The sequence below is a fragment of the Natronosporangium hydrolyticum genome, from assembly GCF_016925615.1.
GTDB lineage: Bacteria > Actinomycetota > Actinomycetes > Mycobacteriales > Micromonosporaceae > Natronosporangium > Natronosporangium hydrolyticum.
The window spans coordinates 3,844,821-3,866,856 of record NZ_CP070499.1; the positions used below are offsets into that span (position 1 = coordinate 3,844,821).

At 71.8% G+C, this 22,036-nt stretch carries 16 protein-coding genes; 10 read left to right on the top strand and 6 right to left on the bottom strand.

What is annotated here, in order from left to right; translation table 11 throughout:
- The first annotated feature begins 223 nt into the window (after positions 1 to 223).
- Together JQS43_RS17220 and JQS43_RS17225 are read left to right on the top strand one after the other, a co-directional pair.
- Entirely contained in the window at positions 224 to 1,222 is a 999-nt protein-coding gene (locus tag JQS43_RS17220) for a hypothetical protein (RefSeq protein ID WP_239675422.1), read from the top strand.
- A 19-nt stretch (positions 1,223 to 1,241) separates the two neighbouring features.
- A complete protein-coding gene (locus tag JQS43_RS17225; protein ID WP_239675423.1) occupies positions 1,242 to 2,450 on the top strand; it encodes a hypothetical protein in 1,209 nt (402 codons plus the stop codon).
- Positions 2,451 to 2,556: 106 nt separating this feature from the next.
- On the opposite strand, the gene JQS43_RS17230 is transcribed toward JQS43_RS17225, so the two are convergent.
- Together JQS43_RS17230 and JQS43_RS17235 are read right to left on the bottom strand one after the other, a co-directional pair.
- Complete coding sequence (locus tag JQS43_RS17230; RefSeq protein WP_239675424.1) at positions 2,557 to 4,602, bottom strand: M3 family metallopeptidase; 2,046 nt, start codon at positions 4,600 to 4,602, stop codon at positions 2,557 to 2,559.
- 49 nt (positions 4,603 to 4,651) lie between these two features.
- Positions 4,652 to 7,468, bottom strand: a complete 2,817-nt coding sequence (locus JQS43_RS17235; protein ID WP_239675425.1) for an endonuclease — start codon at positions 7,466 to 7,468, stop codon at positions 4,652 to 4,654.
- A gap of 200 nt (positions 7,469 to 7,668) precedes the next feature.
- Here JQS43_RS17235 and JQS43_RS17240 point away from each other — a divergent pair, with 200 nt between their 5' ends.
- The 8 genes from JQS43_RS17240 to JQS43_RS17275 all read left to right on the top strand — a co-directional run bounded on the left by JQS43_RS17240 (position 7,669) and on the right by JQS43_RS17275 (position 16,302).
- A complete protein-coding gene (locus tag JQS43_RS17240) occupies positions 7,669 to 9,030 on the top strand; it encodes an FAD-binding oxidoreductase (RefSeq protein WP_239675426.1) in 1,362 nt (453 codons plus the stop codon).
- Entirely contained in the window at positions 8,975 to 10,327 is a 1,353-nt protein-coding gene (locus JQS43_RS17245; protein WP_420847592.1) for a class I SAM-dependent methyltransferase, read from the top strand. The genes JQS43_RS17240 and JQS43_RS17245 overlap by 56 nt, the downstream gene beginning before the upstream one ends.
- A 392-nt stretch (positions 10,328 to 10,719) precedes the next feature.
- The gene (locus JQS43_RS17250) at positions 10,720 to 13,299 is read left to right on the top strand and encodes a sensor histidine kinase (RefSeq protein ID WP_239675428.1); all 2,580 of its coding nucleotides are present in this window, start codon (positions 10,720 to 10,722) and stop codon (positions 13,297 to 13,299) included.
- Positions 13,289 to 13,723 carry a roadblock/LC7 domain-containing protein gene (locus JQS43_RS17255; protein ID WP_239675429.1) on the top strand — a complete coding sequence of 145 codons (435 nt, stop codon included), beginning with the start codon at positions 13,289 to 13,291 and terminating at the stop codon, positions 13,721 to 13,723. Before JQS43_RS17250 ends, JQS43_RS17255 begins: the two co-directional genes overlap by 11 nt.
- Positions 13,720 to 14,193 carry a DUF742 domain-containing protein gene (locus JQS43_RS17260; RefSeq protein ID WP_239675430.1) on the top strand — a complete coding sequence of 158 codons (474 nt, stop codon included), beginning with the start codon at positions 13,720 to 13,722 and terminating at the stop codon, positions 14,191 to 14,193. Before JQS43_RS17255 ends, JQS43_RS17260 begins: the two co-directional genes overlap by 4 nt.
- Positions 14,171 to 14,779 carry a GTP-binding protein gene (locus JQS43_RS17265; RefSeq protein WP_239675431.1) on the top strand — a complete coding sequence of 203 codons (609 nt, stop codon included), beginning with the start codon at positions 14,171 to 14,173 and terminating at the stop codon, positions 14,777 to 14,779. Before JQS43_RS17260 ends, JQS43_RS17265 begins: the two co-directional genes overlap by 23 nt.
- 3 nt (positions 14,780 to 14,782) lie before the next feature.
- Positions 14,783 to 15,349 carry a hypothetical protein gene (locus tag JQS43_RS26080; protein ID WP_275580912.1) on the top strand — a complete coding sequence of 189 codons (567 nt, stop codon included), beginning with the start codon at positions 14,783 to 14,785 and terminating at the stop codon, positions 15,347 to 15,349.
- A gap of 29 nt (positions 15,350 to 15,378) precedes the next feature.
- Complete coding sequence (locus JQS43_RS17275) at positions 15,379 to 16,302, top strand: universal stress protein (RefSeq protein ID WP_239675432.1); 924 nt, start codon at positions 15,379 to 15,381, stop codon at positions 16,300 to 16,302.
- 104 nt (positions 16,303 to 16,406) lie between these two features.
- Here JQS43_RS17275 and JQS43_RS17280 read toward each other — a convergent pair whose 3' ends face one another.
- From JQS43_RS17280 to dxs, 4 genes are all read right to left on the bottom strand, one after another.
- On the bottom strand, positions 16,407 to 18,050 hold the full coding sequence (locus tag JQS43_RS17280; RefSeq protein ID WP_420847708.1) for a phytoene desaturase family protein: 1,644 nt from the start codon (positions 18,048 to 18,050) through the stop codon (positions 16,407 to 16,409).
- A gap of 8 nt (positions 18,051 to 18,058) precedes the next feature.
- Entirely contained in the window at positions 18,059 to 19,366 is a 1,308-nt protein-coding gene (locus tag JQS43_RS17285) for an NAD(P)/FAD-dependent oxidoreductase (protein WP_239675434.1), read from the bottom strand.
- A 39-nt stretch (positions 19,367 to 19,405) separates the two neighbouring features.
- Positions 19,406 to 19,978 carry a type 1 glutamine amidotransferase domain-containing protein gene (locus tag JQS43_RS17290; protein ID WP_239675435.1) on the bottom strand — a complete coding sequence of 191 codons (573 nt, stop codon included), beginning with the start codon at positions 19,976 to 19,978 and terminating at the stop codon, positions 19,406 to 19,408.
- 119 nt (positions 19,979 to 20,097) lie between these two features.
- Positions 20,098 to 22,002: a 1-deoxy-D-xylulose-5-phosphate synthase gene (dxs, locus tag JQS43_RS17295; RefSeq protein ID WP_239675436.1), complete on the bottom strand. Its 1,905-nt coding sequence runs from the start codon at positions 22,000 to 22,002 to the stop codon at positions 20,098 to 20,100.
- Positions 22,003 to 22,036: the final 34 nt, after the last annotated feature.

Here is a 22,036-nt window from a genome sequence, read left to right on the forward strand (position 1 = left end):
CGATGACCGGCCGCCCGTGACCAGGGCTACTGACCAGGGCTACTGACCAGGGCTGAAGCCAACGGGGCCGGTGTTGCCTGCGGGCAGCACCGGCCCTCGTCGTAACCCTGCGGCGGGTCTCGCCGCCTGCGCACCGGTTGCGAGGATCAGGTACCTTGCGGTGGGTGCCGCTTGCACCCGATACCCCCGGCCCCGCCGTCCCCCTTGCGCTAGGAGACCTTCGATGAGCTGGAAGTTCAACCCGCCCCCAGGGTGGCCTCAGCAGCCGGAGGGCTGGGTGCCCCCGCCGGGTTGGACGCCGGACCCGAGCTGGCCCGCACCACCGGCCGGCTGGCAGTTCTGGGTGCCAGCCAGCGCCGGGCCGACCAGTGCGCCGCCGGCCGGCAACGCGCCGGCCAGCACCCCGCCGGCCGCTGCTCCCGGTGCCGGCTCCCCACCGAGCAGCGGTGCGGGGCAGGGTGCGGACACTCCGGGGGCGCCGCCGACCCCCGCCCAACCCAGCAGCGGGGCGGGGCAGCCGACCGGTTTTCCCGGCTCCGTTCCGGTCCAGCCTTCCGCCACCGGGACCCCCGCATATACCTCGCAGTCGGGGTTCGGGGGCGGCGGTCCCGCGTTCAGCAGCGGCCAGCCGGCCTTCGCCGGCGCCACGCCCCACCAGCCGGCCGGCGACCAGGGCAAGGCCTGGTTCGCCCACTGGTGGGCGATCCTGGTGCTGGCGGTGCTGCTGGTGCTCGGCCTGGCCGCCGGTTTCGGCGGCACCCGGGTCGCGCTGGATCTAGCCGCGGAAGAGTCGACCACCGAGCCGACCGCCAGCGGCAGCGAGCAGACCCCGACCGCCGCACCCGAGCCGTCGCCGACCGACCTACCGTTCGTGCCGAGCGAGCCCCCGATCGAGCCGCCCAGCGATACCGGCGGCATGAGCGAGGTCTGCGGTGAGGTGGCGGTCATCTTCCTCGGCGTGACCGCCGCCGGCATGGAAGAGGTCGACGACCTCGACGAGTACCTCGACGGGGTGGTCGAAGCCCGCCGCGACGCCGCCGCGGAGCTGCGGGACGTGGCGACTGACGACTCCGACGAGCGGGACGGGCTGGACACGCTCGCCGACGAGCTCGACGACGCCGCCCAACAGTTGGACGACAACCGGCGCGACATCGACGAGATCGACGCCTCCTTCGAGAAGGCGGTGGACGCCTACTTCGCCTTCAACGACGCACACTGCTGAGACCCGGAAAGGCAAGAAGATGAGCTGGAAGTTCAACCCGCCGCCGGGATGGCCGCAGCAACCCGAGGGCTGGCAACCGCCACCGGGTTGGACGCCGGACCCGAGCTGGCCAGCGGCGCCAGCGGGCTGGCAGTTCTGGGTGCCGGCCAGCGCTGACGCGGGCGACCAGCCGGCGGCCACCGTCCCGGGCGCGGCGACGCCGGCGGGCGGGACGACACCGGCGCAGCAACCGTTCCAGGCATCGGTCCCGCAGCAGTCGGGCCCGCCCGGTTCGCCGTACCAGCAGCAGAGCAGCCCGCCCCAGCAGCAGGTGCCGCAGCAGCAGGGTCCCCCGTACCAGACCGCCCCGCAGCAGGGCGCCCCGCAGCAGGGCGTGCCATATCAGGGCGCCGCTCCGTATCAGACCGGCCCGCCCGGATCTCCGTATTCAGGCGCGGGCTCCGCACCCGCCGCCGACAAGCCCTGGCATCATCGCTGGTGGGTCTTTGGTGCCGCCGCGTCAGCACTGCTGCTCGCCGGCTGCGTCGCCGGCAGCGGCATCGCGATGATCACCCACTCGGAGGATGGCGAGACCACCACCAATCCGGGTCCACCGACCAGCGCACCGACTGACGGCCCGGGCGACCCCACCGGCGAACCCGAACCACCATCGGACCCCGGCGGCTCCGGGTTGAGCGCCGGCGAGACCCGTACCGGGGAAGGGCCGACTATCGTCTCGTTGAACCTGGATCCAGACTCGCTCCACGCCATCACCGTCACCTACCCGGGCGACGGCATGTTCACCGCCAAACTCATCGACGACTCCGGCGAACAGGTCGGCGGCGCGCTCGCGATCAGCTTCGGCGCCCACTCCGGCACCTACCTGGTCGAGCTCGGCCACTTCGGGGGCAGCCCGACCGCCGTCGACATCGAGGACTCGGAAGGCGAGTGGGAGCTGGAGCTCCACAACCTGGACGACGTGCCCGCCTGGCCCTCGGAGACAACCGGCGAAGGCGACTCGGTGCTCCGGATCGACTGGGACGCGCTCGACGAGGGCGTCGGCATGGCCGGCGAACACGACGGCAGCTCGAACTTCATCGTGGTGGGCCACCAGGCCAACGACCAGGGTTACAACCTGCTCTTCAACGAGATCGGCGTCTTCAGCGGTGAGTCCCAGGAGTCGCTGGTCCGGGAGGCGGTGGCGCTGGAGATCGTGGCCGACGGTGAATGGGTCATCGAACCCGACTAGCGCCTGAACCACCCCCACGCGTCGATCACCCGACGAGTGATCAGATGCCCTGGAGCTGTGTGACCCGCGGCGGGTCGTACAGCTCCAGGGCATCTGATGTTGCGAGCTACCTCAGACCGCGCCGCTCCAGCAGCGGCTCGATCCGCGGGTCCCGGCCACGGAAGTCGCGGAACGCCCGCATCGAGTCGATTCCCCCGGCCCGCGCCAGCAACCGCTGCCGGAACCAGTCGCCGTTTTCCCGGCGCAGACCACCATTCTCCACGAACCACTCGACGGTGTCCGCGTCGAGCACCTCGCTCCAGATGTAGGAGTAGTACCCGGCGCTGTACCCCTCGGTGGCGAAGATGTGCGCGAAGTAGGTGCTGCGGTACCGCGGCGGGACCAGCGGCAGCGCCACCCCGGCCGCCGCCAGCGCCGCGGCCTCGAACTCAACCACATCGGTGACCGCCGCCGCCTGCTCGGTCGAGAGCTGGTGCCAGGCCAGGTCCAGCAGCGAGGCGGCGAGATACTCGGTGGTCTCGAAGCCCATGTTGAACCGGCGCGCGGTGCGCAGCCGCTCCACCGCGTCGGTGGGCAGCTGCTCGCCGGTGCGGTGATGCCGGGCGTAGTTCGCCACCACCTCCGGCCACAGCATCCACACCTCGTTGACCTGCGACGGGTACTCCACGAAGTCGCGCGGCACCGAGGTGCCCGCGAATCGCGGGTAGGTGACGTCGGAGAAGAGGCTGTGCAGGGCGTGCCCGAACTCGTGGAAGAGGGTCTTGACCTCATCCACCGTGAGCAGCGCCGGCTCGCCCGCCGGCGGCCGGCTGATGTTCATGTTGACCAGACAGACCGGCTTGGTGTCCCGCAGCCTCGACTGCCCGACGAAGGTGCTCTGCCACGCGCCGCCCCGCTTTGCGTCCCGGGTGAACAGGTCCGCCAGGAACAGTCCCAACGGCGAGCCGTCCACATCGAAGACCTCGAAGACCCGCACCTGCGGGTGGTAGGTGGGCAGGTCGTCGCGTTCGGCGAAGCTGATGCCGTAGAGCTGGCTGGCGGCGTAGAAGACGCCGTCCCGCAACACCTGCTCCAGCGGGAAGTACTCCCGCAGCGCCGCGTAGTCGACCTCGAAGTCCCGCTCCCGGACCCGCTCGGCGTAGAACGGCCAGTCCCCCGGCCCGATCGGGGTACCGTCACCGGACTCGTCGGCCAGCTTCTGCAGCTGCTGCGCCTCGGCCTCCGCGTTGGCCACCGCCGCCGGAGTGAGCCGGGCCAGCATCTCGGTCACCGCCGCCACCGACCCGGCGGTACGGTCGGCGATCTGGTACGCGGCGTGGTGCGGGTAGCCGAGCAGGGCGGCGCGTTCGGCGCGCAGCGTCACCAGCCGCCGCACCAGCTCCCGGGTGTCGTGCTGGTTGCCCCGGCCGCCCCGGCTGACCGAGGCGGCGTGCAGGCGCGCCCGCAATGACCGGTCCTGCAGCGAGGCGAGCGCCGGCTGGGAGGTGGGCAGCAGCAGGGTGAGCAGGTGCGCGTCCACCCCCCGCTCGCGGCCGGCCTCGGCGGCGGTCGCGAGCGCCCCCTCGGAGAGCCCCACCAGCTCAGCCGGGTCGGTCACCTCGACCGCCAGGTCGTTGCCGTCCGAGCGCACCCGGTCGGTGAACTCCGCCATCAGCCCGGCGGTCTCCTGGTTGATCTCCCGCAGCCGAGCCTGCTCCGCCGCCGGCAGCAGCGCGCCGGCCCGGACGAAGTCGGTGTGGTACCGCTCCAGCAGCCACTCGGTCTCGTCGTCTCGCTCCAGCTGGTCGCGCGCGTCGTAGAGCGCCCGAACCCGTTCGTACAGCTGAGCATCGAGGAAGATCGCGTCGTGGTGGGCTGCGAGCTTCGGCGCGATCTGCTGCTCGAGCGCGGCGAGCGCCGGAGTCGAGGTCGCGGCGGTGGCGTTGTGGAAGACCGGCCGGACCCGCCGGAGCAGCTCGCCGGAGCGCTCCAGCGCCACCAGCGTATTGCCGACCGTCGGCGGCGCCGGGTCGGCGGCGATCGCGTCGATCTCGCGGCGGTGTTCAACCAACCCCTGCTCGATCGCCGGCAGGTAGTGCTCCTCGGTGATCTGGTCGAACGGGGGCAGCTGGTAAGGCAGTTCGCTGGCGCGCAGGAACGGGTTCTCCGTCATCGCGCCAGCATAACCGCCGCGCTATCGACGCCCGTGGCGGCGAACCAGGTCACGGCGACAGCAGGGCCAGCTCCTCGCGCAGGGCCGCCGCCACCTCCGGGTCGATGGTGCCCAGCCGACCGTGCCGGTCTACCAGCTCCGCCGCGGTCTCCAGCAGGGTGCCGGCGGCCGCGCTCTGCCCCCGCTGAGACAGCCGCTCAGCGTTGGTCAGCAGGGTGGAGACCGGCGACGACACCGAGGGCGGCACCGACTCCTCGGTGACCAGCAGGGACAGCAGCGCCCGTACCGAGGTGAAGGTGGGCTCGGCGGTGAACCGGGCCGACTCCGGATCGTGGTCGCTGACTCCGAATCGGCCGTACGCCGGATCCTCCCCTCGGGCGTCCGCCGGCCAGTCCACGTTGATCTTCGCGGACCGGGCGTCGAGGAGCTCCGCCAGCAGGGTCGGGCTCACCCATAGGTGGTCCAGGGTCTGCGCCTGCCCCTGGAACCCGAAGGTGTAGGCGATGGCCGGGTACTCGGCCACCATGGTGTCGTACAGGTTGGTCAGGGGTGAGTCGTAGAGCGCGGCAAGCTGGTCGCTCGGCCCCTCCCCCACCCCGGGGATGGCGGTGCCGGGAGCAAACGGGTCGTCCGGTCGCGGGAAGACGTTGAGGTCCCCGCCGACCACCACCCGCGCCGCCGGGTCGGCGGCGAGCACCGCTTCGGCGATCCGGGCGTTGTAGGTGGCCTGTTCGGTGCGCTGCAACACCCGCCGGTCCGGCCCGGCGCTCTGGTGGTTGTTGACCAGGTAGAGGTCGGTCCAGCTGGCGAGCCCGGGTTCGCCACGCCACACCCGGAACAGCGCCACCTGCGGTGCCCGGCTGAACACATTCACACCGTCGCACTGGGTCGGGCCGGAGCCGGTGCAGGCATCGGCGACGTGGTCCGGCAGCCGGGTGTTGAGCGCCTTCGGGTTGGTCACGTCGGTGTTGTACGGCAGTGGCTCGGCGTCGTACGCCACCTGCGGGTCGGCGCCGAGCACCGGGTCGGCGGCGGCCGCCGGCAGCAGCTCCACCCGGTCGGTGCGGTAAAGATACGCGGTGGTGATGCCGCGCAGGTCCCCGCTGTCGAGGTTGAAGGTGGCCTGGTACTCCGGACCGCCCTGCTCGGCGATGACCAGCGCCAGCTCCAGCAGGCTGTCGGGGCGGCCATCGCTGCGGGTGTTCGCCTCGCCCGGGTTGGTCAGGTCGCACTCCAACCGGTCCGCGCCGAGCTCCGCGCCGGTCTCCGGGGTCCACGCCGCCGCGACGGTGCAGACGTCCTGCGCCTCGGTCTCCTGGATCATGACGATGTCCGGGCTGTGCAGGTCGAGTCGAATCTGCTCGGCCATCCGCTGCAGCCGGGCTTGATACTCCGCGTCGCTGTCGGGCACGTAGTCGAACGGGCCGGTGACCGAGCCGCCGTGCTCGTCGAAGCAGCCGGGGTTCCCCGGGAAGTCGCAGCCCGAGTTCGGGTTGTCCCGGTAGTCGTAGAGGTTCTCCACGTTGTACGCGGCGATGTCGAACTCCCGCTCCCGGTCGGCCGGCTCGACCGGATGGTTCGCGGCCGGGTCCGGACCGCTGGTGTCGAGCGCCAACTGGTCGACCACGTTCACGGTGTACTTGCCGAAGGAGAGGTACACTCCGCCGCGGTTGGCTTCGGTGATGGTGTCGAAGGTTCGGGCCGGCGCCAGCACTGCGTCCGGGTCGCCGGTGCTGCCCTTGACGCCGAAGCTGCCCAGCACGAAGCGGTAGCCGTTGCCGTCGTCGAAGGCCGTCTCCGGCTGGTTGTCCAGCGGGTGGGCGTCCCGGAAGACCCGCTGGGAATAGGGCTCTTCGCGCTGCGCGACCGGGTGGTCGCCGCGGATCGCCCACACTTCGGCGTCGGTGCCGGAGAAGACGTCCCGGCCGTTGACCACCTGGGCGCCGGCCGGCACGGTCAGCTGCATCCCGAGGTGGCGCCGGAAGTAGCGCAGCGCGTCCGCCGCGTCGTCGGGCGGGTCGACCTCCGCGATCGCGACCGTCGAAGGCACGTCCAGCCCGGTGTCGGTGACCTCCCAGACGAAGCTGCCACCCCCGCCGAACTGGGTCATGCCGAAGTACTGGCCGACCTCGCCCCGGAGCACGATCTCGTCGCCGATCGCCACCTGCCAGTCCGCGCCGACCTGGTCACGCGCCGGGCCTTCGACCTCCGTACGCAGGGTGGTGAAGTCTCCGTTGTAGATGAAGACGCCATCGCTGGATTGCGGGTCACCATCGGTCTCGCCGGCCCGCTCCTGCAGGAAGAAGCCGTGGGCGCCGTTGCCCTCCATGGTCACCTGGGTGACCACGCCGCGCACCGCGACCCGCTCCCCCAGCAGCGGCGAGGTGAAGTTGGTCTGGTCGTCGGCGATGCTGCCCTGCACCGCCCCGATCGGCACCAGCGGCATCACCTCGATCGCGGCGACGCAGTCACCCGCCGCGGGGTCGTCGTCGGTGACCGCGGTGATGGTAGCGGTGTAGGTGCCGGCGCTCACCTCGCCGGTGACCGACAGCGTCGCGGCGGCGGTGCCGCCGGGGCCCTCCGCGGGAATCACCTCGGTGAGCGTGATCTCGCCCGACTCCGGGGGCGGTGAAACGGTCAGCTGCAGGTCGGTGACGGCCGACTCCGGGCTGGTGGCAGTGACCTCGCGCTGCGCCGGATAGCTCTCGGTGGTGCTGAGATCGAAGCCGGGCACCGGGGAGGTGGGGCAGGCCACCTCCGCCGAAGGCGCTGGTTCCTGGGCGGAGGCCGCGGACGCGGCGAGAGTGACGAGCAGGGTGGCGGCGCTAGCCGCCGCCACCAGGCTCCGGGACCGAGCCCTACGCATGGACACCGCACCTCTCATGGTTGAGTCGCCCCCGCGAGCCACTCCTACTGTAGAGCTCGACCCGGCGGGCATCCATCGGTGGTGGGCGACGGTCGGGTGAACCCTTCGTGAAGCCGCCGGCACCGGCCGCTACCGTTCTTGGGACGGAGCACTCTCGCGTACCGCATCGGAGACCCCGTTAGGGGCGGTACCGTACGAATATGGCCGAGGCCCAGCACGCGGCGGCGGTGGCGGCGCTGCGCGAACAGTTCGCAGCGCTGCCGGCCGGTGCGCCGGTCCGGCTGGCGAAGCCGACCTCTAATCTGTTCCGGTTTCGACCGGCCACCGCCGGGCCGGTGCTCGACGCCGCCCCGTTCGACCAGGTGCTCTCGGTCGACCCGGTCGCCCGTACCGCCGACGTGCAGGGCATGGTCAGCTACGAGCGGCTGGTGGCGGCCACGCTGCGACACGGCCTGATGCCGTTGGTGGTGCCGCAGCTGAAGACGATCACGATCGGCGGCGCGGTGGTCGGGCTGGGGATCGAGTCGTCGTCGTTCCGACACGGGTTGCCGCACGAGTCGGTGCTCGCCGCGGAGATCCTCACCGGCGACGGCCGGGTGGTGCGTGCGGAGCCCGACAACGAGCACGCCGACCTGTTCGCCTCGTTGCCCAACTCGTACGGCACGCTGGGCTATGCGCTGCGGCTACGGATCGAGCTGACCCCGGTTTCGCCCTACGTCCGGCTGCGGCACCTGCGCTTCGACGACGCCGAGAGTCTCACCCGGACGCTGACCCAAATCTGCGACCGGGCCGAGCACGACGGCGAGCCGGTCGACTTCGTCGACGGCACCGTCTTCGGCCGCGACGAGCTCTATCTCACCCTGGCGCAGTTCGTGCCGGCGGCGCCGACGGTCAGCGACTACACCGGCCAGCAGATCTACTACCGGTCGATCCAGCATCGAAGCGTCGACCACCTCCGGGTCGCCGACTATCTGTGGCGCTGGGACACCGACTGGTTCTGGTGTTCCCGGGCGTTCGGCGTACAGCATCCGTGGGTACGCCGGATGTGGCCGCGGCGGTGGCGCCGCTCCGATGTCTACCGGTCGTTGGTCGCCGCCGACCGGCGCCACCGGGTGTCGGCCCGGTGGGAACGGCTGCGGGGCCGGCCGGCGCGCGAGGCGGTGGTCCAGGACGTGGAGGTGCCGGTCGACCAGACCCCGGCGTTCCTGGACTTCTTTCATCGGGAGGTGGGGATCGCGCCGATCTGGCTGTGCCCGTTGCGGCTACGCGGCGACCGGCGATGGCCACTGTATCCATTGGAGCCCGGCCGGCTCTACGTCAACGCGGGGTTCTGGTCGACGGTCCCGTTGCCGCCGGGGCGCATCGAGGGGTTTCATAACCGCCGCATCGAACGGGCGGTGGCGCGGCTGGGCGGACACAAGTCCCTCTACTCCACAGTGCACTACCCGGCGGAAGAGTTCTGGCGGCGCTATAACGGCGACGCTTACGCGGTGGTCAAGCAGTCGTATGATCCGGACGCCCGGCTGCCCGACCTCTACGACAAGTGCGTCCGGCTCACCTAGCAGAGCGCGACCAGGGGGCGCCATGCAGCTCGCGGAAGTTTTCCAGTTGGTCACCGGAGGCAAGGCCCCGGTGCGGTTCCAAGCCTACGACGGCAGCCGCAGCGGCCCGGCAGAGGCCGAGGTGGCGGTGGAGATCCGTTCGCAGCGAGCCCTGTCGTACCTGGCGACCGCGCCGGGCGATGTCGGGCTCGCCCGCGCTTACATCATGGGGGATCTAGAGGTGCAAGGTGACCTCTACACCGCCATGTCCCAGCTGGCCAGGTTAGAGCTGGACATCAGCTGGCCGGCCCGGTGGCAGGCGTTCCGGGACCTCGGCGGGGTGAGGCTGCTGCGCCGCCCGCCCCGACCGGCGCAGGAGATTCGGCTTCGCGGCAGGCGGCACTCCCGTCGCCGGGACGCCGCCGCGATCTCCCACCACTACGACGTCTCTAACCGCTTCTACCAGTGGCTCCTCGGCCCCTCCATGACCTACACCTGTGCCGTCTTCCCCGCCGAGTCGACCACCCTGGAGGCGGCGCAGTTCGCCAAACACGACCTGGTCGCCCGCAAGCTGGGGCTCCAGCCCGGGCAGCGGCTGCTCGACGTTGGCTGCGGCTGGGGCGGCATGGTGCTGCACGCAGCCGCCCACTACGGAGTACAAGCGCTCGGCGTGACGCTGTCGCGGCAGCAGGCGGAGTGGGCACAGAAGCGGATCGCCGAGGCCGGTCTCACCGGCCGCGCCGAAGTCCGCCACCTGGACTACCGCGATGTGCCGGAGTCGGAGTTCGACGCGATCAGCTCGATCGGCCTCACCGAACACATCGGCAAGGCGCAGCTGCCCGACTACTTTGGGTTTCTCTACCGCCGGTTGGCGCCGGGCGGCCGGTTCCTGAACCACTGCATCACCCGGCCGAATAACCTGGACCCTGCGATGCGGCGCCGGCACTTCATCAACCGGTACATCTTCCCAGATGGTGAGCTGACCGGAGTCGGCCATCTGGCCTCGGTCATGCACGACACCGGGTTTGAGATCCGCCACGAAGAAAACCTGCGTGAACACTATGCCCGGACGCTGGGCGAATGGTCGGCGAACCTGGAGGCGAACTGGTCGGCGGCGTGCGCCGAGGTGGGTCCGGGCCGGGCGCGCACCTGGCGGCTCTATCTAGCCGGGTCGCGGCTCGGGTTCGAACGCAACCAGATCCAACTGCATCAGGTGCTCTGCGCGAAGCCTGACCGGCGAGGCCGTTCGCATGCGCCACTGCGGCCGAACTGGGAGCCACCGGCCACCTCGGCGGCGGAGTTCCCGGCCTCCGATTGACCTACCAGGCACCGAATCCGGAGTCCTTCGATGACGGAAAGTCACCGCCCCGGCGACATTTCCGGCGCCGAGCAACAGATCCGGCAGCCAGGAGCAATGTCGTAATGACCAGGTAACCGTTCGGACAGGAATATCTTGTACGTCTGACCGCCACCGGCCTCCCGCCGTGGGCGTTAGGTTCGCTTGCGCATAGCTTGTGGCCGCCCGTCCCGCGCCCGGCAGGCTATAGGATCAAGGCCGGCTCCCGCTGGAGAGGACAGTCATGACCGCGCCCGCACAGCACAATGGCTGGTGTGGACTCCGCGAGGACTCGCAGCCCGGGTCCCTGACGGTGCTACCCACCAGCGCCCACGCTGGGCCTACCCCGGCGCTGGCCGAGTCGGAGCCCGCCGGTGTTCGCTAGCCTCCGCAACCGTTTCCCGGCCGGGATTCCGGGCTTCGACCGGCTGCGCATCCGCGCCAAACTCGGACTGGTGGTAGCGCTACCGTTGCTGGCGGTCGCGGCGCTGACCGTGCCAATCGTCACCGGCGCCCTGGAGCGGGCGCAGCGCGCCGAGGAGCTGCGGGCAGACGCTGCCCTGGCCAACCAGGTCGCCGGGCTGGCCGGAGAGATCCGCCAGGAACGACTCCTGTCCGTAGGCTTCGTGGTGGAGGCCTCGGCGCTGTCCCGGTTGATATCCCAACGTGCCCGGGTCGACGAGCAGGTCGCCGCGCTGACGGAGCAGGCCGGATCCACCGACGGTGGGGTGCCGGCGGCGGTCGCGGCGGCGGTGCCCGACACCGCCGACCTGGCCGGCCTGCGGGAGGCGGTGGTGGAGCGGGCGCTGCCCGCAGAGCAGGTCGTGGCCGCATATTCGGAGATCAACACCGCGTTGGTCGACTCGTTGGATTTGATGGACCGGCTCGACCTGACCGCGCCGGGCGCCCGGCAGCTGGCGGCGCTCGACGCCGCGCTCCGGCTCAGTGAAGCCGCCGGCCAGGGCACCGACGCACTGCTGATCATCGCCGGCACCGGCAGCGAGGCCGCGGCCATCCAGTACCTCAGCAACCTGCGGATCCTCGCCGAGTACACCGAACGGTTCAACCGGTACGCGACCCCGGCGCAGCTCGAACAGCTCGAGATCATGTCGGAGGCGTTCGTCGCGCAGCCGGAGACCGGCGAGGGCGTAGCCTTTACCGAGGACCCGTGGGAGGCGGTCGGCGACCGGACCGCCAACAGCATGTTCCGCCCGCTGGAGTCACTGAGCCACCTCGGTCAGTACGTCGAGGCACAGGTGGTCGCCGACGCATTGGCCGATGTGGACGCACAACAGCAGGCGGCGCTGCGGACCGCGTACCTGGTCGGGTTCGGCGCAACCCTGTTGGTGCTGCTGGTGATCGCGGTCACGGTCCTGCTGGCGCGGGCGGTGGTCCGGCCGCTGCTGAACCTCACCGGCTCCGCCCACCGGGTCGCCCAGGTCGCCGAGGCGGAGCTGGCGCGGGTCGCCGACGATGAGCACGAATCCGATGAACCGATCCGGATGGAGCCGATCCCGACCACCGGCTCCGACGAGATCGGCGATCTGGCCCGAGCGTTCGACCGGGTCCAGACCACCGCCGTGCAACTAGTCGAACGGCAGGTCGCCAGCCGCCGCAACGTCGGGCTGATGTTCGGCTATCTCGGTCGCCGGACCGAAAACCTGGTCAGCCGGCAGATCTCCCTCATCGACCAACTGGAGAACAACGAAACCGATCCGGCCCGGCTAGCCGACCTCTACCGGCTGGACCACATCTCCAGCCGGCTGCGCCGCAACGCCGGCAGCCTGGCCGCGCTGTCGGGCACCGTCGGCGCCGACGAATACGTGGCGCCGCTGCCGCTGGCCAACGCGGTCCGGCTCGCCCTCGGCGAGATCGAGGACTACCGCCGGGTCGATGTCCAGGTGCCGGCGAACCTGCAGGTGGTGCCCGCGCTCGGGGGCGACCTGGTGCTGCTGTTGGCGGAGCTGATGGAGAACGCCACCACCTTCTCCCCGCCCCACACCCGCGTGACGGTTACGGCGGTCAGCGGCGAGGCCGGCGCCACGGTCACCATCATCGACCACGGGATCGGCATGGAGCCGGACCGGCTGGCCGAGGAGAACTCCCGGCTCTCCCGGCGGGAACGGCTCGACCTCGCGCCGACCGAGGTGCTCGGCCTGTTCGTGGTGGGACGGCTCAGCCGACGCCACGGGCTACGGGTGCGGCTGCTGGAGACTGCCGGCGGTGGGGTAACCGCGGTGGTCGAAATCGCCCGAACGCTGCTCGCCGAAGCAACCTCACCACCGCGTTCGGTGGGCACCGCCTCCCCGACCTCGCCCGCCGCCCCGGCTCACCCCGCCGCCCCGGTCTCCGCTGGCGCAGAAACGTCGCCCGCCGCGCCGCTGCCAGCGGCGCCAGAGTCCGCCGAGGCCGACCCGCGCTCGCAGCCGGCGCCGACGCTGGTGGACGTAGCGGCGCTGAGCAAGGCCAACCAGGCGCTGGCGGCGGCACAGCGCTGGAACGCTTTCGCGGTCGCCACGACCGCTCCGACCGCTCCGACCGACTCGGACGAGTCCGCCCCCCAGCCCTCGGCCAGGACGGCGACCGGGACCGCGGCGGTACCGCCGCCGGCCGCAACCCCCGGCGGGGCCCACCCGAACGGTGCGGCTCCCCGCCCGGCGAGCGCCCCGCCCGCCACCCCCGGCGAGCCCGAGGCCCCCGGCTCGCCCGAGGCCCCCGCCGAACCCACCGATGCCAACGGCCGACCGACCACGCTGCGCCGGCGAGTTCCCGGCGCGACGCTCACCGACACCGGGCCGATCCCGCGGCGTACCCCGCACCGGGCGGGCCCGGTGCAGGGCGCGGCCCCGGAGGAGGCCCGAGCGTTGATCGAGCAGCTCCAGGACGGCGTTGCCCGAGCCCATAGCGAGATCCGCTCTCACAGCGGTACGGAGGAGACGCAGCATGACCGCTAGTTCGGCCCAGCTCAGCCAAGAGGCGAAGACCTTCAACTGGCTGTTGGACTCATTCACCACCAACACCGCCGGGGTCCGGGAGGCGATCGCGGTCTCCTCCGACGGGTTACTGATGGCGGTCTCGGCGATCAATGACCAGGCCAACGCCGAACGACTGGCCGCGATGGTCTCGGGGCTGACCAGCCTCTCCAGCGGCGTCTCCACCTGGTATTCGCTCGGCGACCTTAATCGGGTGATCGTCGACATGACCGACGGGTACCTGCTCGTCACCTCGATCAGCAGCGGCTCGGTGCTCGGTGCGATCGCCGACCGTACCGCCAACCTCGGCACGGTGGCGTACGAGATGACCCTGTTCGGTAGCCGCGCCGGCAGCGCGCTCACCCCGGCGCTGATCGCCGAGCTCAAGCGCGCCGTGCAGTCGTGACCCGATACGACCCGCCAGAGCGGGCGCGGATTCGGCCCTACCTCGACCCGGGCGGCGACGCGGAGGAGGCGCCGCCAGCGCCGCGGGACGAGCCAGCGGCCCCGACGCAGGTGCCCGACGCACAGTTGCCACGGCTCCGTCCGTTCGTCCTCACCGGCGGCCGGGTCCCCACCATCGACCCCGAGCTCGGTATCGAAACCCAGGTCACCGCGGTGCGTACCCTGCCACCGTGGGCCGCGCCCGTAGCTACCCTCGCGCCCGAACTACAGGCCATCCTCAGCCTGTGTACCGAACCGCTGTCGGTAGCCGAGATCTCCGCCCAGGTACCCCTGCACCTGGGGGTGACAAAAGTGCTGGTGAGCGATCTCCGCGCCACCGGCCACCTCGACATCCATGCCCAGGATGTCGCCGACCCTCACGACCCCGACCTCATTCTGCGAGTCATCCGTGGACTACGAGCGATCGCCTAACCGTCCGGCCGCTACTCTCCGGCCCCAGCCACCCGTACCCGTCAAGATCGTCGTCGCCGGCGGATTCGCCGCCGGCAAGACCACCACGGTCGGCGCGATCTCTGAGATCATGCCGCTGACCACCGAGGCGGAGATGACCGAGGCATCCCTCGGCATCGACGACCCCGGCGCCCTGCCGCACAAGACCACCACCACGGTGGCCCTCGACTTCGGCAGCGTCACCATCGACGAGAGCCTCAAGCTCTACCTGTTCGGCACCCCGGGGCAGGACCGTTTCGTCTTCATGTGGGACGACCTGATCCGGGGAGCGCTGGGCGGCGTGGTGGTGGTCGACAGCAGCCGCCTGGACGACTGTCATCCGGCGGTCGACTACTTCGAGCGGGCCCAGTTGCCGTTCATCGTGGCGGTCAACGCCTTCGATGGCCGGTTGGCCCATGATCTGGAGACGGTGCGCTGGGCGCTCGCCCTCTCCGAGCACATCCCGGTCGTGGCCTTCGACGCCCGGCATCGCCACTCGGTGCGGGACATGTTACTGGTCCTGTTGGAACTGGCGTTGAGCCGCGCGACCGGCGCGCTACCGTCTTAGCTGATGACACCCGGACCCGAAGATCCACTGGCCCGCATGGCCCGATGGAATGCGCTACGGCAACGCCTGGCGGATCACAGCACCGTGGATCGCCCGCCGCCGAGCAGCCCGGTGCCGATCCTGGCTGAGCTGGCCGAAGCGGCCCGCCGACTGGTCGAGCAACGTCCTGAGGCAACGGTGAGCCTCACCGTGCAGACGCCGGCGGGCGCGCTCTCGGCGGTGGTCAGTTGGGCCGACGGCCAAGCGTCGATCACCGTCCCCACCCCGGTGAGCGAGGCAGCGGCGAGCGGGGCCGCGGCGAGCGGGGGCCACCCCGAGCACCCCGGGGGCACCCACCCTGCCGCTGGTGGCAGCTCAGCGAGCGGGTCGGCGCCGGGGCCACCGCCGCACCCGATCTACGGCCATCCGCCAGGCGCCGGCGCACCGCCGCCGGCCGGCTACCCATCGGCGGGCGGCTACCCCTCGGCCGACGCGCAGCCGGCGGCCGCCGCGCAACTCGCCGAGATTCTGCGGCAGGACCCCTCGCGCCTCACTCACCGCCCACTACCCGACCCGCAGCCGCCTGCATAACCGGACAGACTACGGGGTACGGGACCGGCGTGGACGATGTAGCGGAAACCTCGAAGACCCCCGCGCGCCGGCCCGTGATCGTCGGTGTCGACGGTTCTGACCCTAGCCTCGCCGCGGTCGACCTCGCCGCGGACGAGGCGGCGCTGCGCCGGGCGCCGTTGGAAGTGGTGCACGCCTTCAACCCGCCGGTGCTGGCGAGCGTCGGCGGTGCGCCACCAGACCTGCCGCCGGTGGGGCCGTCGGCGGATCTCACCGAACCGGCGCTGCGGGAACGCGCCGAAGAGTTGCTGCACGAGGCGGCCGAGCGAGTCCGGCGCCGGCACCCTGCCCTTGCCATGATCAGTCGACGCCACGATGGCGCCCCGGCGGAGGTGCTCACCGACGCCTCGCATCACGCAAGCCTGCTGGTGCTGGGGCACCGCGGACTAGGCGGCTTCACCGAACTCCTGGTCGGGTCGGTCAGCATCCAGGTGGTCAACCATGCCACCTGCCCGGTGATCGTGGTCCGGGGTTCGGCCACGGCGGCCGGACCGGTAGTCGTCGGGGTGGACGGCTCCGATGGTTCCCACCGGGCGGCCGAGTTCGCCGCGGAGACCGCGGTCTGGTACGGGGCGTCGCTGACGGTGCTCTACGCCTGGCCGCACGACCCCGGTTGGGCGCCCGCGCAGGCGCAGGCCGGGGAGCCGCCACCAGCGGTCCCCGAAAGCGTCACCGAGCTGGTCGTCGAGTTGACCGAGCGCCACCCGGAGCTGTCGGTCACCCCGGTGGTACGCCGTGGCCAGGCCACCCACGAGACGCTCGTGGCCGCGTCTCGGAACGCCCGGCTGGTGGTGGTCGGCGCCCGCGGTATCGGCGGCTTCCGCGGGCTGCTGCTGGGTTCGGTGAGCCAGGCGCTGGTCCACCACTCCGAATGCCCGGTGGCCGTGGTCGGCCCCGACGCCCCACCCCACTGACCCCCCACCCACCAGAAGCCGGCCGATCATGTACTTAAGGGGCTGGGAAAACGATTCAACAGGTACCTAGGTCCATGATCGGCCGGCTTCCGGGGGTGCCGGGGTTAGCGGGGGTAGAGGGTGCGGTGGGCGGCGCGCACTCCAGCGCCGTACAGGGCACCCACACCGGGCCGGCTGCGCGCCAACGCCGCCCGCGCGGCGTTCGCTCCCGGCCCGCCATGCACCCCGGGCCCCGGATGGGCGGAGCTGCTCGCCAGGTACAACCGGTCGATCGGGGTGTCCGACCGGCCCAGACCCGGCACCGGCCGCAGCACCAGCTGCTGGTAGAGCGCCGCGGTACCGCCGCCGAGCGCGCCGCCGACCAGGCTCGGATTCTGTCGGGCCAGCTCCGCCGGGCCCGACACCTGGCGGCCCGCCACCAGCCGGCCGAAGCCCGGCGCCTGCTGCTCAAGCAGCGCCTCCACCCGCGCCAACTGCTCGCGCACCAGCTCACCCGCGGCCGACGAACCCGCGGCCGACGAACCCCCTGCCGACGAACCGCGGGCGGCCGCCCGCGGCAGATGCGTGTAGCACCAGAACGACTCGGTACCGGCCGGTGACCGCGCCGGGTCGGCGGTGGTCAGCTGCCCCGCCACCAAGAAGGGGGTCGCCGGCGGTTCGCCGCGGGCGAGGCTCGCCGCGTACCGACTCAGGTCATCGAGGCCGCCACCCAGGTGGACCACCCCCGCGGCGGACAGCTCCGGGGCCCGCCACGGCACCGGCGCGGTCAACGCCCAGTCGATCTTGAGTGTGGGCTGGTCCCACTGGAACCCGGCCAGATCCGCCCGCAACCGCGCTGGCAGCTTCTCCCAGCCCACCAGGTCGGCGTAGAGCACCGGCGCCGGTACATCGGCCACCACCGCGCGCCGGGCCCGCCACCACTCGCCGGTGGCCGACCGGACGCCGAGCGCCCGACCACCGGCGACGGCGATCCGGTCCACCGAAACCCCGCACAGCAACCGGCCGCCCCGCGACCGCAGCCGGCCGGTCAGCGCGGCGGTGAGGCGCTGCGCGCCGCCAGCGGGCACCGGAAACCCGTACTCCTGGCCGAGCATCGCGAGCAGCCAGCCGTACCCGCCGCCGCCCGGCTCCGAAAGCGTCAGATCGGTGTGCAGCGCGCAGCCGGCGAGCAGCGCCCGGGCCCCCTCGCCGTCGAACAACTCCTCACCGAGCCGGCGCGCCGACAGCAGCAGTTGCCGGGTCAACCGCAGCGCGTCGCCGGCACCCACCTGCCGAAGCAGCGAGCCACCCGCCCGTACCGGCGGGAAGGGGGTGAAGAGCGCGTCGAGCAGCCGTGGGCTGATCGAGCGCCACCGCTGATAGGCGGCCAGCCACCGGTCGGCGTCGGCGGCGGCGAACCGGCCAACCGACTCGGCGGTGGTCGCCGGGTCCCGGTACTGCACCACCGCCCGACCGTCGGCGAAGCCGTGCCCGAGCACCGCCGGGGCGTGGCGCCAGCGCAGCCCCTCCGCCGCCAGGTCCAGCCGCCGCAACACCGGTGAGGCCACCCCCAGCGGGTGGAAGGCGCTGCCCAGCTCGGTCAGGAACCCTGGGGCGGCGAGTTCGGCGGAGCGGGCGGCACCCCCCGGCGTCGCGGCCGCCTCCAGGACCAGGACCTCCCAGCCGGCGTCGGCGAGCAGGTTGGCCGCGACCAGCCCGTTCGGGCCGGCGCCGACGACCACCGCGTCGGCGGTCTCCACCGGGTTCACCACGGCAGTTACCGGTGCCGGTGGGTGGCCAGCTCCGGCGAGGCTGTCTCTAGTGGAACGTCATGGCCGTGGACCAGCCCCAGCTGGACGGTCTGCCGCCGCATCAGGCCCGCCAACAGCCAATCCAACGCGATCCGCAGCCGGTTCGCCGGGATCGAGTAGAGGTGGTAGCCGTGCGTCACCAGCGCCGCCAGCGGGCCGCCCAACGCCGCCCCGAACGGGTTGGCCGCCGCCTGGATCCCGCCCAGATCCACTACGAAGCCACGGTCGTGGTGCCGGTACGGCTTACGGACCCCCCGCCCATAGTCGGCGGCGATGTTGTTCGCCACCTGCCTGCCCTGGCGCACCGCATGCTGGGCGGTCATCGGGGTGATCTTCCCGGGTCGGGTGAGGTCGGGCACCGCGGCCGTGTCGCCGACCGCCGAGACCTCCGGCCGGCCGGGGACGGTGAGGTACTCGTCGACCACCACCCGCCCCTGCTCGGTGGCGAGCCCCAGCGCCTCCACCAGCGGGTCCGGCCGGACCCCGACGCACCAGGCGAGGGTACGGGTCGGGACCTGCTCGCCGTCGGAGAGCACCAGCCCGGCCTCGGTCGCCTCGGTGACCGAGGTTTCGGTCCGGATCTCGACCCCCCGGCGGGCCAGCACCCGGGTCGCGGTCCGGGCCAACCGTTCGTCCAGCTCCGGCAGGATCCGGTCGGCGATGTCGACCAGCAACCAGCGCGGCGTCAGCTCCCGCAGACCCGGATGCCGCTTGGCGACCGCCCGGGTCAGCAGCTGACCATGTGCGGCCACCTCGGTACCGGTGTAGCCCGCCCCCACCACCACGAAGGTGGTACGCGCGGCCCGCTCGGCCGGGTCGGCGCTGGCCCCGGCCAGCTCCATCTGCCGGATCAGCTCGTCCCGCAGGTACAGCGCCTCCGGCACCCCTCGGAAACCGTGCGCATGCTCGGCCGCCCCCGGGACCGGCAACAGCTTGTGGATGCTGCCGGTCGCGAGCACCAACTGGTCGTAGCCGAGCTCCCGGTGCCGTTCCTCGATGTCTACATACCGCAGCCGCCGACGCTCGAAGTCGACGCTCTGCACCTCCCCCGGCACCAGCCGGACCCCGGGCAGTCGGCTGGTCAGCGACACCGCGACCCGACGCGGGTCCAGCACCCCGCCCGCGATCTGCGGCAGCAGCGGCAGGTAGAGAAAGTAGTTGGTGGTGCTGATGATGGTGATCTCCGCGACCCGGCCCAGCCGCTGGCGCAATCGCCGGGCGGCGTGGAACCCACCGAAGCCACCGCCGACTACCACGATGCGTGGTCTGTCCATAACCGACTCCGTACGGGAAGGGCGGCCGGCAGGCCGCCGCTACCGGGTACCGGCGGCCTGCCGGCTGAACTGCTCGACCAACGTCGAGCAGAAGGCGGGCAGATCGTCCGGGTTACGGCTGCTGATGATCACGTTCGGTCCGTGGTCGTCGACCATGACCTCTTCGTCCACCCAGGTGCCGCCGGCGTTGATGATGTCGGTACGCAGGCTCGGGTACGAGGTGAGGGTCCGCCCCCGCAACACGTCCGCCTCGACCAGGGTCCACGGCCCGTGGCAGATCACCGCCACCGGCCGACCGCTGTCGACCACGCTGCGGACGAATCCGACCGCCCGGGCATCCATCCGGAGCTGGTCGGGGTTGGCCACCCCGCCGGGCAGCACCAGGCCGGCGTACTCGGTCACCCGGGCCTGGTCAACGGTGGTGTCGACCGGCCAGCTGCCGTCGGCGTCGAGATGGTTGAAGAGCGTCACCTCACCGGGTTTGGTCGAGATGAGTACCGGACGACCCCCCTCGGCGCGCACCGCCTCCCACGGTTCGGTGAGCTCCACCCGCTCGGTGCCCTCACCCGCGGCCAGAAACGCCACCGGAAGTTGTGCCAGCCGGTCAGCCATAGCGCTACCCCCAAATTCTGCGCATGTGCTTACCCGCAGTCCCCTACCCGCAGCGACGCCACGGTATGCAGCGAGCACCGCACCGGTTGCCGCCGCCGGCCGAGGTCGGGGCAGTCAGCTCAGCTGGCGGGCAGCCAGCCGGCAACCCGGTCGGCGACCTCGGGGGCGGTCAGGCCCAGGTCGGCGAGCAGCTCGGTGCGGCTGCCGTGCGGATGCCACCCTCGCTCCACCCCCAGGTCCCGCAGCGGGGTGGTGACGTCGGCGTCCCGCAGCGCCGCCGCGAACGCGTCCCCGATCCCGCCCGCGCGGACTCCGTCCTCCACGGTCACCACCAGGCGGTGCTCGGCTGCGAGCGCGGTCAGCTCAGCAGGGATCGGGCGCACCCACCGCGGATCCACCACGGTCACCCCGATCCCGCGGGCCGCCAACTGCTCGGCGACCGTGACCCCCAGGTGCCCGAAGGCGCCGACCGCGACCAGCAGGACGTCGCGGGACTCGCCCTCCGCCAGAATGTCGACGGGACCGACCCGGCGCAGCGCCGGCAGCTCGGCCGGGACCGTCCCGGTCGGGAATCGGACCACGGTCGGCCCGTCGGTCACCGCCACCGCTTCCCGCAGCTGCTGGCGCAGCGTCTCGGCGTCGCGGGGCGCGGCGAGCCGCAGCCCCGGCACCACGCCCAGGATCGACAGGTCCCAGATGCCGTAGTGGCTAGGCCCGTCCGGCCCGGTGATCCCGGCCCGGTCCAGCACGAACGTCACCGGCAGCCGGTGCATGGCGACATCGAGCAGCAGCTGGTCGAAGGCGCGGTTGAGGAAGGTGGCGTAGATCGCCACCACCGGGTGCAGGCCCCCCATCGCCAGCCCGGCCGCGGAGGTGACCGCGTGTTGTTCGGCGATGCCGACGTCGTAGACCCGATCCGGGTGTTTCGCGGCGAGCTTCGCCATGCCGGTCGGCCCGGGCATCGCGGCGGTGATCCCGACCACGTCCGGCCGCTCATCGGCGACCGCGATCAGCTCCTCGGCGAAGACCTGGGTCCACTTCTGGCCCGGCCCGCCGACCGGCCGGCCGGTCTCGACATCGAACGCGCTCGGCGAGTGGAAACAGTCCTCGAGGTCGTCCTCGGCCGGCTGGTAGCCGTAGCCCTTGCGGGTCACCGCGTGCACGATCACCGGCCCGCCGAAGCCCTTTGCCCGCTCCAACGCCGACTCGACCGCGGCCAGGTCATGGCCGTCGACCGGGCCCACATATTTGATGCCGAGATCCTCGAACATCGCCTGCGGGGCGACCGCGTCCTTGACCCCCTTCTTGACCGCGTGCAGCGCCTCGTAGAGCGGCCGACCCACCAGTGGGGTGTGCTCCAGCGCCTCCCTAGCCAGGTCGAGCACCTTCTCGTAGCCGGGGTTGAGCCGCAGCGTCGCGAGGTGGTCGGCGAGCCCGCCGATGGTGGGGGCGTAGGAGCGACCGTTGTCGTTGACCACGATCACCAACGGGTTGCGGGCGGCGGCGATGTTGTTCAGCGCCTCCCAGCACATGCCACCGGTCAGGGCGCCGTCGCCGACCACCGCCACCACGTGCCGCCGCTGCCCCCGCAGCGCGTACGCCTTGGCCAGGCCATCGGCGTACGACAGGGCGGTGGAGGCGTGGGAATTCTCCACCAGGTCGTGCTCGCTCTCGGCCTGGCTCGGGTAGCCGGTCAACCCGCCCCGTTGCCGGAGCCGGTCGAAGCCGTCCTGCCGGCCGGTCACCAACTTGTGGACGTACGACTGGTGGCCGGTGTCGAAGAGCACACTGTCGTGCGGCGAATCGAAGACCCGGTGCAGCGCCAGGGTGAGCTCCACCACCCCCAGATTCGGCCCCAGGTGGCCGCCGGTGCGCGAGACCTTGGCCACCATGAACTCGCGGATCTCGGCGGCGAGCGCCGCCAGCTGCTCGGCGGTCAGCGCGCGCAGATCCGATGGCCCGGCGATGGTGGGCAGCAGACCGCCCGCTCCGCCGGCTTGCCCGGCGCCCTCGGCTTCACTCATGACCGCCGAGTCTAACCCCGCCCATCCATCACCC

Coding starts and splice junctions, on each gene's coding strand:
- JQS43_RS17220 (WP_239675422.1), top strand. CDS start 224: ATGAGCTGGAAGTTCAACCCGCCCCCAGGGTGGCCTCAGCAGCCGGAG.
- JQS43_RS17230 (WP_239675424.1), bottom strand. CDS start 4,602: ATGACGGAGAACCCGTTCCTGCGCGCCAGCGAACTGCCTTACCAGCTG.
- JQS43_RS26080 (WP_275580912.1), top strand. CDS start 14,783: ATGACACCCGGACCCGAAGATCCACTGGCCCGCATGGCCCGATGGAAT.
- JQS43_RS17290 (WP_239675435.1), bottom strand. CDS start 19,978: ATGGCTGACCGGCTGGCACAACTTCCGGTGGCGTTTCTGGCCGCGGGT.
- JQS43_RS17285 (WP_239675434.1), bottom strand. CDS start 19,366: ATGGACAGACCACGCATCGTGGTAGTCGGCGGTGGCTTCGGTGGGTTC.
- dxs (WP_239675436.1), bottom strand. CDS start 22,002: ATGAGTGAAGCCGAGGGCGCCGGGCAAGCCGGCGGAGCGGGCGGTCTG.
- JQS43_RS17255 (WP_239675429.1), top strand. CDS start 13,289: ATGACCGCTAGTTCGGCCCAGCTCAGCCAAGAGGCGAAGACCTTCAAC.
- JQS43_RS17240 (WP_239675426.1), top strand. CDS start 7,669: ATGGCCGAGGCCCAGCACGCGGCGGCGGTGGCGGCGCTGCGCGAACAG.
- JQS43_RS17235 (WP_239675425.1), bottom strand. CDS start 7,468: ATGCGTAGGGCTCGGTCCCGGAGCCTGGTGGCGGCGGCTAGCGCCGCC.
- JQS43_RS17245 (WP_420847592.1), top strand. CDS start 8,975: ATGATCCGGACGCCCGGCTGCCCGACCTCTACGACAAGTGCGTCCGGC.
- JQS43_RS17225 (WP_239675423.1), top strand. CDS start 1,242: ATGAGCTGGAAGTTCAACCCGCCGCCGGGATGGCCGCAGCAACCCGAG.